Genomic DNA, 17981 nt, shown 5'->3' on the forward strand with positions numbered 1-17981 from the left:
CTGACAGGCGGCTTTTTTATAGCGTATACGCAGACGATCAGGCCGAGAGGCGGAACTTTTGCACGGTGCTTTGCAGCTCTTCGGTCTGACGCTCCAGCGCGGCGGCGGCGGCGGAGACCTGCTCCACCAGCGAGGCGTTCTGCTGGGTGACGGTGTCCATCTGCGTGATGGCAAGCCCTACCTGCGAGATCCCCTTGCTCTGCTCTTCCGAGGCCGAGGCAATCTGTTTGATGATCGTGCTGACGTTCGAGACGCCGCGATAGATTTCCGACATGGAATCGCCCGCCGCGTTGACCAGCTCCGAGCCTTTGTCGATACGCTCGACGGATTCGGTAATCAGCGTTTCGATTTCGCGGGCCGCTTCGGCGCTGCGGCTGGCGAGGTTACGCACTTCACCCGCCACGACCGCGAAACCGCGTCCCTGTTCGCCCGCGCGCGCCGCTTCAACGGCGGCGTTGAGCGCCAGGATGTTGGTCTGGAACGCAATGCTGTTAATCACGCTGGTAATGTCAGCGATTTTCTTCGAACTGCCGGAGATGCCCTGCATCGTCTGGATAACGTCCTGCGCCAGCTGCCCGCCTTTGCCGGCGTTTTCCGAGGCGGCATGCGCGAGTTCGCTCGCCTGACGGGCGTTTTCCGCGTTCAGACGCACGGTAGAGGTCAGCTCTTCCATGCTGGCGGCGGTCTGTTCCAGCGCGGCGGCCTGTTCCTCGGTGCGCGAGGAGAGATCGTTATTGCCCGCAGAGATTTCCGACGCGCCGCGCCAAATATTCTCACTGCCGTGCCGGATGGCGCTCACCGCTTCGCGCAGCTGATCCTGCATCGCGGTCAGCAGCGGCACCAGTTTACCGACGCAGTTGCGGCCAAACGGCTCCACCGGCTGGCTGAGATCGCCACCGGCAATCAGGGTGAAGTGGTTACGGATTTTCTCAAGCGGTTTCACCAGCATCGCCACCAGATAGCGGTCGGTCAGCAGCAAAAGCAGCAGCCCGATGATCACCGCGATGATGATCACCGTTTTGGTGGTGGCGGTCATGCTGTCGACGCGCTCACGCGTGGCGTCGAGCTTGCTGCCCGCGGCGACGTTGAATTTCTCAGCGCTTGCGCCAAACGCGCGGCTGAAGACCGGCGTCACGTTACCCGCATGGGCGCGGTACGCTTCCGGCGTGCCTTCGCGCGCCAGTTTCAGCTGCGGGATCACGCCTTCATCCAGCAATTTTTGCCAGTCGGCGATGACTTTTTGCGAAACGGCAGGGTCGAGCGGGCCCGGCGAGAGTTTTTTAAACTGATCGAGCTGGCGCGACATGCTGTCGAGCGCCTGCTGGACGGATTCGAGCGATTTGGCGTCCGGCGCGCCGTTCTCCATCGCGCGGGTCAGGCGGGTGACGAAGCGGAAATATTGATCGTTGCCTTTGCTGAGCACGGTCATTTGCGACACCAGCTGGCGATCCACGCGGTTGCCGTCGGACATCGCCGACAGCGAATAGACGCTGTAGACGCCCACGGCCGCCCATAACACACAGAGTACGCCGAGCACCGTCAGCATGACTGCGCGGATGGAAAAATCTTTAAGCAGGCCCATCAAGAAGTCCTCATTTTTGCCTGATACGGATATATCTTCCCGTTATCGGCAAAGGAGGCAAAAGATGTACAGAGCGGCGATATTTATTTTACCACCGCTACAATCCGGCGATTATCCGCGCAGTCCGAGCGCTTCTTTAAGCGTTTTGAGGTAGCGACGGCTGACCGGCACCGTCTGCCCGTGGCGCAGCAGCAGCTCCGCCTGGCCATTCTCTTCAAGCCGGATCTCTTTGAGATGCGCCATGTTGACCAGATATTGCCGGTGGCAGCGCATGAGCGGCGTGCGGCTCTCCAGCGTGCGCAGCGTCAGCTCGGTAAACCCTTCCTGCCCCTGACCGCTGGTGACATACACGCCGCTCATGCGGCTCGCGACAAACGCCACATCGTCCATTTGCAGCAGATAAATCCGGCTGTGGCCGGTGCAGGGGATAAACTTCAGCGGCTCCTGACGGGCGGTCAGCGGCGACATATCCTGCTCGCGCCGCTCGTTGCGCATCCGTGCCAGCGTCTTTTGCAGGCGCGCGGTCTCGATGGGCTTGAGCAGATAATCAAAGGCGTGCTCTTCAAACGCCTGGACGGCGTATTCATCAAACGCGGTGAGGAAAACAATCCACGGGCGGCTGTCGGGGTCGAGCATGCCGACCATCTCAAGGCCGGAGATGCGCGGCATCTGGATATCGAGAAACACCACGTCGGGCCGCAGACGATGTACCGCCCCGATGGCTTCGACGGCGTTGCCGCACTCGCCCACCACCTCAATATCCGTCTCTTCTTTCAGCAGCAGACGCAGGTTTTCCCGCGCCAGCGGCTCATCGTCGACAATCAGCACGCTAATCATGTCGTTCCCTCCAGCGGTAAACGTAAGGTAATTCGCGTAAAGCGGTCCTGCTCACAGGCGACCGAGATGCCGCACCCGTCGCCAAAGCGCGCGCGCAGTCGTTTATCCACCAGACTCATGCCCAGGCCGTTGCTGTCGGCGTTGGGTTGATAGAGCCCGGCGTTATCTTCAATTTCCAGCACCAGATGGTCGGCGTCACGGCTCGCGCGCAGGGTAATTTCGCCTGTGCCGAGCAGCTGCGATGTGCCGTGTTTGATGGCGTTTTCCACAATCGGCTGCAAGGTGAAGGCGGGCAGCCGGATGTGTCGCAGTTCGTCAGGCAGGCTGAGGCTGACCCGCAAATGCGACTGGAACCGCGCCTGCTCGATTTTCAGGTAGGCATTAACGTGGTCGATTTCATCGGCCAGCGACACCACATCCGTCGGGCGCTTGAGGTTTTTGCGAAAGAACGTCGAGAGATACTGCACCAGCTGGCACGCCTGATCGCTGTCGCGGCGGATCACCGCCATCAGGGTATTCAGGGCGTTAAACAGAAAATGCGGATTGACCTGGGCGTGCAGCAGCTTGATTTCCGACTGGGTGAGCAGCTGTTTCTGGCGTTCATACTGGCCCGCCAGGATCTGGGCCGATAGTAGCTGTGCGATCCCCTCCCCCAGCGTGCGGTTGATGGAGCTGAACAGCCGGTTTTTCGGCTCATACAGCTTGATGGTGCCGACCACTTCGCGGTTTTCGCCGCGCAGCGGGATCACCAGCGTCGAGCCGAGTTTGCAGTTCGGGTGGAGCGTGCAGCGGTACGGCACCTCGTTGCCGTCGGCGTAGACCACTTCGCCGGACGCAATCGCCCGCAGCGTCCAGGACGACGAGATCGGGCTGCCCGGCAGATGGTGATCCATACCGATGCCGGTAAACGCCAGCAGTTGCTCGCGGTCGGTAATGGCGACCGCGCCTATCTCCAGCTCCTGGCGGATCACCTGCGCCACCTTCATGCTGTTCTCGACGTTAAAACCCTGGCGCAAAATCCCTTCCGTCGCGGAGGCGACCTTCAACGCTCTGGCGGAAAACGCGGTGGTGTATTTCTCAAACATGGCGCGCTTATCGAGCAGAATACGCATAAACATCGCGGCCCCGACGGTATTCGTGACCACCATCGGCGCGGCGATGTTTTGCACCAGATGCAGCGCGTCGCTGAACGGGCGCGCGATAAGCAAAATGATGCCCATCTGGACAATCTCCGCCACCAGCGTGATAGCCCCTGCGGTAAACGGGTTAAAGATTTTATCGGTGCGCCCGCGGCGAATCAGCCAGCTATGAACGATACCGCCGAGCAGCCCTTCGACAATCGTTGACACCATGCAGCTTAAGGCGGTCATCCCGCCGAGCGAATAACGGTGCAGCCCGCCGGTCAGCCCCACGAGCCCGCCCACCAGCGGGCCGCCAAGCAACCCGCCCATCACGGCGCCGATAGCGCGGGTATTGGCGATGGAATCCTGAATGTGCAGCCCAAACCAGGTGCCCATAATGCAGAAAATGGAAAAGACCACGTAGCACAGAAACTTATGCGGCAGGCGAACCGTTACCTGCATCAGCGGGATAAACAGCCGCGTTTTGCTCATCAGCCAGGCGATAACGAGGAACACGCACATCTGCTGGAGCAGCAATAACACCAGATTAAATTCGTACACGCCCACGCTCCGGTCTTACGATTAAGAGCGCGTAAAATACGCTGCTGTGCCATAACTTTCTATGAAGAAAACCAAAAAACCGGCAGTGAGCGTCGTTTATTAAGGAGACAGTACGTGAACATCAGACCCTGGCAGGAAAGCGATCGCCCGTTCCTGCGCACGATTTATTTACACGCCCGGCGCGAGGGCTGGCCGTGGCTCGACGGCCGCGAATGGCGGCTGGAGGATTTCGACGCCGATACGCTCGGCGAAACCATTCTGGTGGCGGAAGAGGACGGGCACCGGCTCGGGTTCGCGTCGCTCGCGGAGGATGACAACTTCCTGCATCACCTCTTTGTGGCTCCCGAGGCGCAGGGGAAAGGCGTCGGCGCGGCGCTGCTAAAGGCGGTGCAGGCGCGCTTTACCAGCACCGGCGCGCTCAAATGCCTGGTGAAAAACACGCGCGCGCTGCGTTTTTATGCGCATCACGGCTGGGTGCGGGAGGCGAGCGGCGAAGCGCCGGAGGGCACTTACGATCTGCTGCATTTTCGCCAGTCCTGATCCATAAAAAAACGCCTCCCGGAGGAGGCGTTCATCAGCGCGTTGCGCCCTTACACCGCGCGGAACGCGATGTCGCCAGGGATCACTTCGCCCTGCCAGTAGAGCTGCGCCGCCACACGGCCCGCCAGCTGGCGGTAAAGGGTGGTGAATTCGCTCTCCGGGCGTGAGATGACCGTCGGCTGGCCGCGGTCGAGATCTTCGCGCAGGGAGATATGCAGCGGCATCTGGCCCAGCAGCTGGGTGCGGTAGGTTTCCGCCAGTTTCTGCGCGCCGCCGGTGCCGAAAATCGGCTCGTGGTGGCCGCAGTGACTGCAAATGTGCATGCTCATGTTCTCGACGATGCCGAGCACCGGCACTTCCACTTTCTCAAACATCACGATGCCTTTTTTGGCGTCGAGAAGCGCAATGTCCTGCGGCGTGGTCACCACCACGGCGCCCGTCACCGGAATGTTCTGCGCGAGCGTCAGCTGAATGTCGCCGGTGCCCGGCGGCATATCCAGCACCAGATAATCGAGATCCGGCCACATCGTTTCCTGCAACAGCTGCAACAGCGCTTTGCTCGCCATCGGGCCGCGCCACACCATCGCGTTATCGTCCGTCACCAGATAGCCGATGGAGTTGGTGGCAAGGCCGTGCGACATAATCGGGGCCATATGCGTGCCGTCCGGCGAGGTCGGGCGCTCGCCTTCCGCACCGAGCATCGTCGGCACCGACGGGCCGTAGATATCGGCATCGAGAATGCCCACTTTAGCCCCTTCGGCCGCCAGCGCCAGCGCCAGGTTCACGGCAGTAGAGGATTTCCCTACCCCGCCCTTGCCGGAGCTTATCGCGATGATGTTTTTCACGCCGTTGACGCCCGGCTGATTTTTCACGCGCTTTAAGGTGGCGATGCTGTGCGACAGTTTCCAGTCGATGGCGCTGGCGCCGGTAAGACGCAGCAGCTCGGCGCTCACCTGCTCTTTCAGCTCCTCGAAACCGCTGCGCCAGGCAAACGGCATCAGCAGCTCAACATGAATCGTGTCATCAAGCCAGGCGACGTGATGCAGCGCTTTGAGCGCCGTCAGATTGTGCTTCAGGGTGGGGTGCTGGAAATTGGTTAACGTCCCGGCGACCAGCGCGCGCAGCGCCTCGGGGGACCTGGCCTGGGATTGCGAATTCATCCCGACTCCTTTGTTGTTCTGATGTTAAAAAATTGCAGTCTTAGAATCATAACAGAGTCGCGGGGAGTAAGACGATATTAAACGCCCGCTGAGCCTGGCCTGATGTGCGCTATCAGCGTCTTATCATGGCCGCTCAACACCTCACCGTATACCGCTCTTTCGCCTTCTTTTTTGCGCGCTTTCACCGCCGCGCGGTACTCAACGCGGGTTGATTCGGTTACTATGACTGCCCCATTTGCCACAGAAGACGTAATACTCACTATGACTCAAGTCGCGAAGAAAATTCTGGTAACGTGCGCGCTGCCGTACGCCAACGGCTCCATCCACCTCGGCCATATGCTGGAGCACATCCAGGCTGATGTCTGGGTCCGTTACCAGCGAATGCGCGGCCACGAGGTTAACTTCATCTGCGCCGACGACGCCCACGGCACGCCCATCATGCTCAAAGCCCAGCAGCTTGGCATCACGCCGGAGCAGATGATTGCCGAGATGAGCAAAGAGCATCAGACCGATTTCGCGGGCTTTAACATCAGCTACGACAACTATCACTCCACCCACAGCGACGAAAACCGCGTGCTGTCGGAGCTGATTTACACTCGCCTGAAAGAAAACGGCTTTATTAAAAATCGCACCATTTCGCAGCTCTACGATCCTGAGAAAGGCATGTTCCTGCCGGACCGTTTCGTGAAAGGCACCTGCCCGAAATGTAAATCCCCGGATCAGTACGGCGATAACTGCGAAGTCTGCGGCGCGACCTACAGCCCGACCGAGCTTATCGAGCCGAAATCCGTGGTGTCCGGCGCGACGCCAGTTATGCGTGATTCCGAACACTTTTTCTTCGACCTGCCGTCGTTCAGCGAAATGCTGCAGGCATGGACCCGCTCCGGCGCGCTCCAGGAGCAGGTGGCGAACAAAATGCAGGAGTGGTTTGAATCCGGCCTGCAGCAGTGGGACATCTCCCGCGACGCGCCTTACTTCGGCTTTGAAATCCCGAACGCGCCGGGTAAATATTTCTACGTCTGGCTGGACGCGCCGATTGGCTACATGGGGTCGTTCAAAAACCTGTGCGACAAGCGCGGCGACACCGAGAGCTTTGACGCTTACTGGAAAAAAGACTCCGACGCCGAGCTGTATCACTTTATCGGTAAAGACATCGTCTACTTCCACAGCCTGTTCTGGCCGGCCATGCTGGAAGGCAGCGGTTTTCGTAAGCCGACCAACCTGTTTGTCCACGGCTACGTGACGGTTAACGGCGCGAAGATGTCCAAATCGCGCGGCACCTTTATTAAAGCCAGCACCTGGCTGAACCATTTCGACGCCGACAGCCTGCGCTACTACTATGCGGCCAAGCTCTCTTCGCGCATCGATGACATCGACCTGAATCTGGAAGATTTCGTGCAGCGCGTGAACGCGGACATCGTCAATAAAGTGGTGAACCTGGCCTCGCGCAACGCGGGCTTTATCGCCAAACGCTTTGACGGCGAACTGGCGGCGGAACTCGCCGACCCGGCGCTGTATAAAAGCTTTACTGACGCCGCCGCCACGATTGGCGAGGCGTGGGAAGCGCGTGAATTCGGTAAAGCGGTGCGTGAAATCATGGCGCTTGCCGATCTCGCTAACCGCTATGTCGACGAACAGGCCCCGTGGGTCGTCGCCAAACAGGAAGGCCGCGACGCCGACCTGCAGGCAATCTGCTCAATGGGCATCAACCTGTTCCGCGTGCTGATGACGTACCTGAAGCCGGTGCTGCCGGAGCTGTGCGTGCGCGCCGAGGCGTTCCTGAACATCGAGCTGACCTGGGATGGCGTCAACACCCCGCTGCTCGGCCATAAAGTGAACAGCTTCAAAGCGCTGTATAACCGCATCGAAATGAAACAGGTGGAAGCGTTAGTGGAAGCGTCAAAAGAAGAAGTGAAAGCCGCTGCCGCCCCGGCGACCGGCGAACTGGCGGATAACCCGATTCAGGAAACCATCACGTTTGACGATTTCGCGAAAATCGACCTGCGCGTGGCGCTGATTGAGAACGCGGAATTCGTTGAGGGCTCCGACAAGCTGCTGCGCCTGACGCTGGATCTCGACGGCGAAAAACGCAACGTCTTCTCCGGCATCCGTTCCGCGTACCCGGATCCGCAGGCGCTGATTGGCCGCCTGACCGTGATGGTGGCGAACCTCGCGCCGCGTAAAATGCGCTTTGGCATCTCGGAAGGGATGGTGATGGCCGCAGGCCCTGGCGGGAAAGATATCTTCCTGTTAAGCCCGGACAGCGGCGCCAAACCGGGCCAGCAGGTGAAATAACTCACCGCGCCGACGCGCCGCACGCGTCATCAATGAAGGGGAGATGCACATCTCCCCTTTTTTCATCTCATGCCCCGTGCTTCATCGTTTTGACTGCCGCTTTTACCCTCGCCGGGTCTGGCTTAAACTCTTTTTCCCGGTTCGTGCAACACCTACTACATTTAACGGGTACGATCCCAGAAGAGAACCAGTATGGCGCTATATACGATTGGCGAAGTCGCCGATCTCTGTGAAGTAAACCCGGTGACGCTGCGCGCCTGGCAACGGCGTTACGGGCTGCTTAAACCCGTGCGCACCGACGGCGGTCACCGCCTGTTCAGCGAGGCGGATATCGATCGCATCCGCGAAATCAAACACTGGATAGAGCAAGGGGTTCAGGTCAGTAAAGTCAAAACGCTGCTGAGCTGCGACAGCGCGGATGAACCGAAAGGCTGGCGCGAGCGCCAGGAACTGTTGCTCACGCAACTGCGCAGCGGCAACGTCGGTCAGGTACGTCACTGGGTCAGCGAGCTCGGGCGCGACTATCCGGCCCAGATGCTGGTGCGCCATCTCTATACCCCGCTGCGCCGACGGATACAGTTACAGCATGCCACCCTGCACGCGCTGCTGAGCCTGCTTGACGGGATCCTTATCAACTATGTTGCGTGTTGTCTGCAATCGGCATGGAAAAAGCCGGGTAACGACGCTCTGGTGGTGAGCTGGGGACATCCGGACGCGACGACGCTGTGGCTGGAAGCCTGGATAGCGGTGCAGAAAGGCTGGCGGGTCGACATACTGGCGCAGCCGCTGGCTCAGCTGCGCCCGGAGCTGTTCCCCGGGAAAACGCTGCTGGTGTGGTGCGGCGAGCCGCCTGCGGCGCGTCAGCTTGAGCAGATCGCCGCCTGGCACCAGCAGGGCCACGCGATTTTTTCGCTCCACGAGACCGAGACGATTTAAAGGTTCATTAACCGCCATGCTTCACCGTATAATTACGCGGTTAACATAAGGAGCACAGCATGAAATTAGTCCGAATCAGCCTCATTACCGGCATGGTCCTGATGGCCATCGGCGGCATCGGCGGCGTAATGCTCGCAGGCTACACCGTTATCCTGCATTCCGGTTCATAACCCGCGCCAGGCGCTCGAAGAGTCTGTCTACCAGAATCGCCGCCAGCGCCACCAGCACCGCACCCTGAATCACATAGGCCGTATTAAAGCCGCTCAGGCCAATGATAATCGGGGTGCCGAGCGTGCTGGCCCCGACGGTTGAGGCAATCGTCGCGGTGCCGATATTAATAATCACCGAGGTCCGTATCCCGGCGAGCATCACCCCGAAAGCCAGCGGCAACTCCACCTTGCGTAAGATCTGCCCGCGGCTCATACCGACGCCGCGCGCCACTTCTTTCACCTCCTCCGGCACGGCACTGAGCCCTGCGAGCGTCCCCTGCAACACCGGCAGCAGGCCGTAGAGGATCAGCGCGACAATCGCGGGTTCGCGCCCGAAGCCCATCACCGGCACGGCAATCGCCAGCACTGCTACCGGCGGAAAGGTCTGTCCGGCGGCGGCGAGCGTCTGCGCGAGCGCGCGAAACTCGTGTCCCCACGGGCGCGTCACCGCGATCCCCACCGCAACGCCGCAGGCGACCGACACTGCGCCGGAGACCGCCACCAGCCCCAGATGCGAGAGCGCCAGCGCCACAAAGCTCTCCTGTAGATACACCGGGCGCGACAGCCCCGGAAACAGCCAGTGGAACAGTCCTTCGCTGTGCGGCATCGCCAGCAGCAGCGCGATAAACGCAAGCGTCAGCCACAGCAGCGGATCGCGCAGTCTACTCACCCTGCGCCTCCCGCTGATTAACCAGATGACGAAAGCGCAGCACGCCGCGGTGCGCACCCTGGGCGTCCACCACCGACAGCGCCTCGCACTGGCGCTCGACAAACAGCGACATCGCCTCGCGAAGCGTTAAGGTTTCCGCCACCGGCTCGCCTTGCCCCGCGCCCGGCTCGATAAAATCCGCCACCTGTTTGAGCGACAACAGCCGCACGCCAAGCTCGCTGCGCCCGAAGAAATCGCGCACGAAATCGTTGCGCGGCGCGGTCAGGAGCGAGAGCGGCGTGCCCTGCTGCACCACCTCGCCGTTATCCATCAGCACCAGATGCTGCGCGAGGCCGAGCGCTTCGTCGATGTCGTGCGTCACCAGCACAATAGTGCGTCCGAGCAGCTGATGAATGCGGCGCATCTCCTGCTGCAGCGCGGTACGGGTCACCGGGTCGAGCGCGCCGAAGGGCTCGTCCATCAGCAGTACTTCCGGGTCGGCCGCCAGCGCCCGCGCTACGCCGACGCGCTGCTGCTGCCCGCCGGAAAGCTGGTGCGGGTAACGGTCGCGAAACGCCTCTGGCGTAAGCCCCAGCAGCGTTAAAAGCTCATCGACCCGCGCCTGAATGCGCGCCTTCGGCCACTTGAGCAGCTGCGGCACGGTGGCGATATTCTGCGCCACCGTCCAGTGCGGAAACAGCCCGACCGACTGAATGGCATAACCCATGCGCCTGCGCAGCGCCTCGGGCGAAAAGCGGCGGATCTCCTCGCCAGCGAAGCGGATCTCCCCCGCGTCGTGCTCCACCAGTCGGTTAATCATTTTAAGCGTGGTGGACTTACCGGAGCCAGAGGTGCCGATCAGCACCGAAAACGCGCCCTCCGCGAACGTCAGGCTGATATCCCTGACCGCCGCATTGCCGTCATAAAATTTACTGACCTGCTGAAATTCAATCATCTCGTTTCGCCTCCAGCGCCCCGATAACCAAGGTAAACAGCGCGTCCAGCACCACCGCCAGCGCCACAACGGGGATAACGCCAAGCAGCACCAGATCGAGCGCGCTGCTGAGCAAGCCCTGAAACACCAGCGCGCCAAAACCGCCCGCGCCGATAAGCGCGGCGACCACCGTCATGCCTACCGTCTGCACCGCCACCACCCGCAGGCTCTTGAGCCACACTGGCATCGCGAGCGGCGTCTCGACGTGCCAGAAGCGCTGAGCCGCGGTCATGCCCATCCCTTTCGCGCTCTCCAGCACCGGCGCGGGCACCTCGCCGAGCCCGGCCACCACGCCGCGCACGAGCGGCAGCAGCGCGTAGAGCGTGAGCGCAATCAGCGCGGGCGCAACGCCAGTCCCGGAAACGCCCATCGCGCCAAGCGCCGGGAATTCCCGCGCCAGCCCGGCGAGCGGGGCCATCAGCAGGCCGAACAGCGCCACCGACGGCACCGTCTGAATAATATTGAGCGCGGCGAACAGGCCCGGCTGCCAGCGAGGACGGCGATGGCAGAGGATCCCGAGCGGCAGCCCCATCGCGAGCGCCGCCGACAGCGTGCCGAACAGCAGCATCAGATGGCGCGCGGCGGCGTCATCAAACACCGTCTGGCGGTTGGCATATTCTTTGAGCAGCGACAGCGCGTCGAAATGCCCGCTCATCAGCAGCCACAGCGGCGCTATCCAGATTTGCGCCTGCAACAGCCAGCGCCAGAGCGGCTTACGCGTCAGCCTGCCGATGGCGTCGCTCGCGGCAAGGAGCGCGACCGCCAGCATCAGCCACAGCCCGCTGCCGGGCGAGGTGCGCGCAAGGCGGCTGCCCGTCTGCGCCAGCTGCGCCGCCTCAGCGCCCGTGGTATAGAGCAGCGCGATAAACAGCGCCTGCGCGCTAAGCAGCACAAGCCACGCCCCCGGTTTTCCGGGAACGAAGGCGAGCAGACAAAGCAGCAGCGGCAGCGCCCGGAGCACGGGCGCGACGGCGGGGAAGAGCTCAGCAAGGCCGAGCGGCGCGCCGGAGACCAGGCGGTTCGGCGCGTGATTTAAAAAGGGCAACAGCGCGGCGGCGGCAAACAGCGCCGCCAGCAGCAACAGCACCCGGTTATGGCATCTTATCGACAAAACGGTTCCTGCAGGCGAACGCCGGAGCGCTATTTCACCAGTCCTTTTTCTTTCAGCCACTGCGACGCCACTTTCCCGGCATCAAGCCCTTCGACCGCAATCTGGCCATTCAGCGTCTGCAGCGTTTTCTCATCCAGCGCTTTAAACACCGGCTCAAACCACTGCGGCATCTCCGGGTACGCCTTCAGGACCGCCTCGCGCACCACGGGCGCTGGCGCGTAGACCGGCTGAACGCCTTTCGGGTCGGTGAGCGTTTGCAGGCCGAGCGCCGCGACCGGGCCGTCGGTGCCATAGGCCATCGCCGCGTTAACGCCCGACGTCTGCTGGGCCGCCGCTTTGATGGTCACGGCGGTATCGCCGCCCGCCAGCGACAGCAGCTGGTTCTGGTTGAGTTTGAAGTCGTACGCTTTTTCAAACGCCGGCAGCGCGTCGGCGCGCTCGATAAACTCCGCCGAGGCCGCAAGCTTAAACGTGCCGCCTTCTTTCAGGAAACGGCTCAGATCGGCAAGCGAGGTGAGTTTGTTTTTCTGCGCCAGATCCTGACGCACCGCGATAGTCCAGGTGTTGTTCGCCGCCGCAGGCGTCAGCCAGACCAGCTTGTTCTGTTCGGCATCGAGCTTTTTCACTTTCTCGTAGCCCTGCTGCGCGTTTTTCCAGGCCGGATCGTTCTCCTGTTTGAAGAAGAACGCGCCGTTGCCGGTGTATTCCGGGTAGATATCCAGCTCGCCGGAGGTAATGGCCCCGCGCACCACCGGCGTGGTGCCAAGCTGTACTTTATTGACCGTTTTCACGCCGTGGCTTTCCAGCACCTGCAAAATGATGTTGCCGAGCAGCGCGCCTTCAGTATCGATTTTTGAGCCAACCTTCACCGGCTCGGCCGCCTGCGCGCCTGCTGCCAGCAGCAACAGACCTGCCGCGCTCCACTGTTTCAGCGTCATGATTTTCCTCTTTTATCCGCTTCGCTAAGGGCTTAAGAGAAAAGCGTAGTTGATAAATGTTACGGGCGGAGGGAAAAGAGAGGAAATGGCATTTTTTGGAAGTAAAACGCCATAAAAAAGGGCCGGTTTCCCGGCCCTCTGACGATTAACAGCGGCTTACAGCAGTTCGAATTCGCCCTGCTTCACGCGTACCGAGTCGAGCCCGATAAAGACGTTGAACTTGCCGGGCTCGGCGTCATATTTCATGCGCTGATTCCAGAATTTCAGTGCGTCGACGTCAATCGGGAAGCTGACGGTCTGGCTTTCGCCAGGCTTGAGCGTCACTTTCTCAAAGCCGCGCAGCTGTTTCACCGGACGGCTCATGGACGCCGTGACGTCCTGGAGATACATCTGCACCGCCGTTGCGCCTTCGCGTTTGCCGGTATTGGTCACCGTCACGCTGGCGGTCACTTTGCCGTCACGTTTCAGGGTCGGCGCGGAGAGCTTCACGTCGGAAACGCTGAACGTGGTGTAGCTCAGGCCATAGCCAAACGGATACAGCGGGCCGTTGGCTTCGTCGAAGTAGCGCGAGGTGTATTTGTTCGGTTTTTCCGGGTTGTACGGACGGCCTGTGTTGAGATGACTGTAGTAAACCGGGATCTGGCCAACCGAGCGCGGGAAAGAAATCGGCAGTTTGCCCGACGGGTTGTAGTCGCCAAACAGCACGTCGGCGATGGCGTTACCGCCTTCGGTCCCGGCAAACCAGGTTTCCAGCATCGCGTCGGCCTGCTGATCTTCTTTCACCAGCGCCAGCGGGCGACCGTTCATCAGCACCAGCACCAGCGGTTTGCCGGTCGCTTTCAGCGCGCTAATCAGGTCACGCTGGCTTTGCGGAATGGTCAGATCGGTACGGCTGGATGCCTCATGCGCCATGCCCTGGGCTTCGCCGACCACCGCCACAACCACATCAGACTGCTTCGCGACGTTCACCGCCTCGTCGATCATTTCCTTCGGCGTGCGTTTATCCACGACGACGGCAGGCTCATAGAGGTTCAGGAAGTCGACAATGCCTTTGTCATCGGTGACGTTCGCGCCTTTGGCGTAGAGAATTTTCGCCTTATCGCCAGCGACGTTTTTCATGCCCTGCAGCAGCGTCACGGCCTGATCGGCCACGCCCGCGGCAGACCAGCTGCCCATCATGTCGCGCTTGCTGTCAGCAAGCGGCCCGACCACCGCGATGGTGCCGGATTTTTTCAGCGGCAGCGTCTCCAGGCGGTTTTTCAGCAGCACCAGGCTTTCACGCGCCACGCGGCGTGCGTCGTCGCGGTGCAGACGACTTTCGGCGTTGGTGTCTTTAGGGTCAGATTCTTTCGGGCCCAGATGGCTGTAGGGATCGTTAAACAGCCCCATGTCGTATTTAACGTTCAACACGTGACGGGTGGCGTCGTCGAGCTCGGCCATCGTCACTTTGCCGCTCTTGATAAGATCCGGCAGGTATTTGCTGTAATACTCGTCCGCCATGCTCATATCGACGCCGGATTTGATAGCCACGCGTACCGCGTCTTCCGGGCCGGACGCCGTGCCGTGTTTAATCAGCTCTTTAATCGCGCCGTGGTCGGAGATGGTGATGCCTTTAAAGCCCCAGTCGTCGCGCAGCAGATCTTTTAGCAGCCAGCCATCGGATGCCGCTGGCGTACCGTTCAGGGAGTTGAGCGCAATCATCACCCCGCCGCTGCCCGCGTCGAGCGCCTCTTTGTACGGCGGCATGTAGTCGTTGAACAGGCGCTGGGAGCTCATATCGACGGTGTTGTACTCTTTACCGCCTTCCACCGCGCCGTAGGCGGCGAAGTGTTTCACGCTGGTCATCACCGAATAGCGGTCCGCCGGGCTCTTGCCCTGCATCGATTCCACCATGGTTTTGCCCATCATGCTGGTGAGATAGGTGTCCTCGCCGAACCCTTCAGAGCCGCGGCCCCAGCGCGGGTCGCGCGTCACGTCCACCATCGGCGCCCAGGTCATGTTCAGACCGTCGTCGGCGGCTTCATAGGCCGATATGCGGCCTACCGTTTTCACCGCGTCGAGGTTAAAGGAGGACGCCAGCCCCAGGCTGTTCGGGAAAATAGTGCGCTGGCCGTGCAGCACGTCGTAGGCGAAGAACAGCGGGATTTTCAGGCGGCTTAACTGCATCACCTGATCCTGCATCGTACGGATATCCGGGCGGGTCACGGTGTTGAAAATTGCGCCGACCTGACCTTCTTTGATCATGTCCCGAATCGCTTCTTTCGGGTTATCCGGCCCTACGCTAATGAGGCGCAGCTGGCCTATCTTCTCATCGACCGTCATTTTTTTGAGTAAATCGGTGACGAACGCATCCCGCGCTTCGGGCGTCAACGGATGATCGCCGAACTGTTCAGACGCCAGGGCCGGTTGCAGCGCAAGGCTCACGGCCATACCCACAGAACAAAGCCATTTCATAGGATTAACTCTCTTTCAGACGCAGCCGCAACGTTGCCGCCACAAAGATATAAGGTGTGCAGTGTGCCATAAGCCTTAGCAGGGAAGAAGCCAAACGCAAGTTTATCCGCTGATTTTTCAACCTTTTCGGACTCGTCGCGAAATTCGCGGCTATGCTTAGAGACGTGCGTTTTCTCTGCCACAAGGAGTGGAACATGATCCTGACACCAACCTCCGATAACCAGCAGGTTATCGCGGAGCTGACCCGCATTACCGGCGCCAGCCATCTTCTCACCGATCCGGCCAAAACCGCCCGCTACCGCAAAGGCTTTCGCTCAGGCCAGGGCGAGGCGCTGGCCGTTATTTTTCCCGGTACGCTGCTGGAATTATGGCGCGTTCTGGAAGTTTGCGTCGCCGCCGACAAAATTATTCTGATGCAGGCGGCCAATACCGGCCTGACCGAAGGGTCGACGCCGAACGGCAACGACTACGATCGCGACATTATTATTATCAGCACGCTGCGCCTCGATAAGCTGCATCTGCTGGGTAAGGGCGAGCAGATCCTGGCTTACCCCGGCACCACGCTCTGGCAGCTGGAGCGCGCGTTAAAGCCGCTCGGGCGCGAGCCGCACTCGGTGATTGGCTCCTCGTGCATCGGCGCGTCGGTGATGGGCGGCATCTGCAATAACTCCGGCGGCGCGCTGGTGCATCGCGGCCCCGCCTATACCGAAATGGCTCTGTTTGCGCAGATTGATGAAACCGGACGGCTGCGCCTCGTCAACCATCTCGGCATCGATCTGGGCCAGACGCCGGAGCAGATCCTGGGCCGCCTGGATGATGACCGTATCGACCCCGCTGCGGTGCGCCACGACGAGCGCCAGGCGTCTGACCGCCACTACATCGAGCGCGTGCGCGATATCGAGGCTGACAGCCCGGCGCGCTACAACGCCAACCCGGAGCGGCTGTTCGAGGCCTCCGGCTGCGCCGGTAAGCTTGCCGTGTTCGCCGTGCGTCTTGATACCTTCGAGGCGGAAAAGCGCCAGGAAGTGTTTTATATCGGCACCAATCAGCCCGACGTGCTGACCCAGATTCGCCGCCATATTCTCGCGAACTTCCAGAGTCTGCCGGTCGCGGGCGAATATATGCACCGCGACATCTACGACATCGCCGAGCGCTACGGGAAAGACACCTTCCTGATGATCAACAAGCTCGGCACCGACAAAATGCCGTTCTTCTTCACCACCAAAGGCCGCACCGACGCCTGGCTTGAGAAAGTGCCGTTTATCAAACCGCACTTTACCGACCGCGTGATGCAAAAACTGGGCGGACTGTTCCCCGGCCACCTGCCGCCGCGCATGAAAAGCTGGCGCGATAAATATGAGCATCACCTGCTGCTGAAAATGGCGGGGGACGGCATCGAAGAGGCGCGCAGCTGGCTGACCGCGTTCTTTAAAGACGCCGAGGGCGATTTCTTCGCCTGTACGGCGGAAGAAGGCAGCAAAGCGTTTCTGCATCGCTTTGCGGCGGCGGGCGCGGCGGTGCGCTACCACGCGGTGCATGCCGATGAGGTCGAGGATATTCTGGCGCTCGACATCGCCCTGCGGCGCAACGACACCGAGTGGTTCGAGCATCTGCCACCGGAAATCGACAGCAAACTGGTGCATAAGCTCTATTACGGCCACTTCTTCTGTCACGTTTTCCATCAGGATTACATCGTCAAGAAGGGGGTGGACGTCCACGCGCTGAAAGAAGAGATGCTGGCGCTGCTGCGGGCGCGCGGCGCGCAATACCCGGCGGAACATAACGTCGGCCATCTCTATGAAGCGCCGGAGAGCTTAAAACAATTTTATAAGGCCAACGACCCGACCAACAGCATGAACCCCGGCATCGGCAAAACGCCGAAGCAGAAATACTGGGGCGAGCCTGCCGGGATCGCACAAACGCCGACGGACAGCGCCTCCCGCTGATTCTGGCAGGCTGTATTCTTTTTAAGCACAGGCATAATATATCCGCCACACCGCCGGAGCCCTCCGGCGGTGTGCTTTCAGAGGATACAGGTATGGCTGTTGTGGAACATCTCACGGCGTCGAAAGCCGCGATTCGGGACGTCACGCCGGGGGATATCGAGGCCATCCGCGCGATTTACGGCTGGCACGTCGAACACGGCCGCGCCTCATTTGAAGAAACGCCCCCCACCCTCGCGGAGATGACCGCGCGCGTCACCGCCGTGACGGATCAGGGCCTGCCGTGGCTGGTGGCGGAACTCGACGGCATCGTGGTTGGCTACAGTTACGCCTCGCCCTGGCGTCCGCGCCCCGCGTATCGTTATACCCTCGAAGAATCCATTTACATCGACGCCAGCGTGACCGGTCGCGGCATCGGCAGCCGTCTGTTGCAGGCGCTGATCGAGCGCTGCGAGCAAGGCCCGTGGCGGCAGATGATGGCGGTGATAGGCGATGGCGAGAATAATCGCGGCTCGACGCGGCTGCACCGGCTGCTGGGGTTTGAAGTAGTGGGGAATCTGCGCAGCGTCGGGTTTAAGTTCGGCGGCTGGCGCGACACGCTGATTATGCAGCGTCCGCTCAATCAGGGAGACTGGACGCTGCCGGAATAAC

Annotated in this window: 15 protein-coding genes; 6 read left to right on the forward strand and 9 right to left on the reverse strand. The window is 60.8% G+C overall.

Annotation, left to right across the window (positions count from 1 at the left end; genetic code table 11):
* Positions 1–37: 37 nt before the first annotated feature.
* From AFK67_RS13400 to AFK67_RS13410, 3 genes are all read right to left on the reverse strand, one after another.
* Positions 38–1582 carry a methyl-accepting chemotaxis protein gene (locus AFK67_RS13400; protein ID WP_007723415.1) on the reverse strand — a complete coding sequence of 515 codons (1545 nt, stop codon included), beginning with the start codon at positions 1580–1582 and terminating at the stop codon, positions 38–40.
* A gap of 111 nt (positions 1583–1693) precedes the next feature.
* Complete coding sequence (gene btsR, locus AFK67_RS13405) at positions 1694–2419, reverse strand: two-component system response regulator BtsR (RefSeq protein WP_007723413.1); 726 nt, start codon at positions 2417–2419, stop codon at positions 1694–1696.
* Positions 2416–4101, reverse strand: a complete 1686-nt coding sequence (locus AFK67_RS13410; protein WP_007723410.1) for a sensor histidine kinase — start codon at positions 4099–4101, stop codon at positions 2416–2418. Before AFK67_RS13410 ends, btsR begins: the two co-directional genes overlap by 4 nt.
* Positions 4102–4215: 114 nt before the next feature.
* Between AFK67_RS13410 and AFK67_RS13415 the strand changes: the two genes are divergently transcribed.
* The gene (locus AFK67_RS13415) at positions 4216–4641 is read left to right on the forward strand and encodes a GNAT family N-acetyltransferase (RefSeq protein ID WP_007723408.1); all 426 of its coding nucleotides are present in this window, start codon (positions 4216–4218) and stop codon (positions 4639–4641) included.
* 50 nt (positions 4642–4691) lie between these two features.
* On the opposite strand, the gene apbC is transcribed toward AFK67_RS13415, so the two are convergent.
* Complete coding sequence (apbC, locus tag AFK67_RS13420; protein WP_007723405.1) at positions 4692–5801, reverse strand: iron-sulfur cluster carrier protein ApbC; 1110 nt, start codon at positions 5799–5801, stop codon at positions 4692–4694.
* A 261-nt stretch (positions 5802–6062) separates the two neighbouring features.
* Here apbC and metG point away from each other — a divergent pair, with 261 nt between their 5' ends.
* The 3 genes from metG to AFK67_RS22600 all read left to right on the forward strand — a co-directional run bounded on the left by metG (position 6063) and on the right by AFK67_RS22600 (position 9202).
* Positions 6063–8096 (forward strand): methionine--tRNA ligase, encoded by a 2034-nt coding sequence (gene metG, locus AFK67_RS13425; protein WP_032967301.1) that lies wholly within the window; start codon positions 6063–6065, stop codon positions 8094–8096.
* 192 nt (positions 8097–8288) lie between these two features.
* Complete coding sequence (locus tag AFK67_RS13430; RefSeq protein ID WP_007723394.1) at positions 8289–9032, forward strand: MerR family transcriptional regulator; 744 nt, start codon at positions 8289–8291, stop codon at positions 9030–9032.
* A gap of 59 nt (positions 9033–9091) precedes the next feature.
* Positions 9092–9202, forward strand: a complete 111-nt coding sequence (locus AFK67_RS22600; RefSeq protein ID WP_032967300.1) for a protein YohO — start codon at positions 9092–9094, stop codon at positions 9200–9202.
* Here the strand turns inward: AFK67_RS22600 and AFK67_RS13435 are convergent.
* The 5 genes from AFK67_RS13435 to bglX all read right to left on the reverse strand — a co-directional run bounded on the left by AFK67_RS13435 (position 9180) and on the right by bglX (position 15387).
* Positions 9180–9911 carry an ABC transporter permease gene (locus tag AFK67_RS13435; protein ID WP_007723392.1) on the reverse strand — a complete coding sequence of 244 codons (732 nt, stop codon included), beginning with the start codon at positions 9909–9911 and terminating at the stop codon, positions 9180–9182. The two genes, AFK67_RS22600 and AFK67_RS13435, sit on opposite strands and share 23 nt — an antisense overlap.
* Positions 9904–10845, reverse strand: coding sequence for an ABC transporter ATP-binding protein (locus tag AFK67_RS13440; protein ID WP_007723390.1), 942 nt, complete (start codon positions 10843–10845; stop codon positions 9904–9906). Before AFK67_RS13440 ends, AFK67_RS13435 begins: the two co-directional genes overlap by 8 nt.
* Positions 10838–11995, reverse strand: coding sequence for an ABC transporter permease (locus tag AFK67_RS13445; RefSeq protein ID WP_007723388.1), 1158 nt, complete (start codon positions 11993–11995; stop codon positions 10838–10840). Before AFK67_RS13445 ends, AFK67_RS13440 begins: the two co-directional genes overlap by 8 nt.
* A gap of 29 nt (positions 11996–12024) precedes the next feature.
* Positions 12025–12933 (reverse strand): glycine betaine ABC transporter substrate-binding protein OsmF, encoded by a 909-nt coding sequence (osmF, locus tag AFK67_RS13450; RefSeq protein ID WP_007723386.1) that lies wholly within the window; start codon positions 12931–12933, stop codon positions 12025–12027.
* 156 nt (positions 12934–13089) lie between these two features.
* Positions 13090–15387 carry a beta-glucosidase BglX gene (gene bglX, locus AFK67_RS13455; protein WP_032967298.1) on the reverse strand — a complete coding sequence of 766 codons (2298 nt, stop codon included), beginning with the start codon at positions 15385–15387 and terminating at the stop codon, positions 13090–13092.
* A 194-nt stretch (positions 15388–15581) separates the two neighbouring features.
* On the opposite strand from bglX, the gene dld reads away from it, so the two are divergent.
* Positions 15582–17333 (forward strand): D-lactate dehydrogenase, encoded by a 1752-nt coding sequence (gene dld, locus AFK67_RS13460; RefSeq protein ID WP_007723381.1) that lies wholly within the window; start codon positions 15582–15584, stop codon positions 17331–17333.
* A 92-nt stretch (positions 17334–17425) separates the two neighbouring features.
* Positions 17426–17980 carry a GNAT family N-acetyltransferase gene (locus tag AFK67_RS13465; RefSeq protein WP_007723379.1) on the forward strand — a complete coding sequence of 185 codons (555 nt, stop codon included), beginning with the start codon at positions 17426–17428 and terminating at the stop codon, positions 17978–17980.
* Position 17981 lies beyond the last annotated feature (1 nt).

Source organism: Cronobacter dublinensis subsp. dublinensis LMG 23823 (genome assembly GCF_001277235.1).
Taxonomy (GTDB): domain Bacteria; phylum Pseudomonadota; class Gammaproteobacteria; order Enterobacterales; family Enterobacteriaceae; genus Cronobacter; species Cronobacter dublinensis.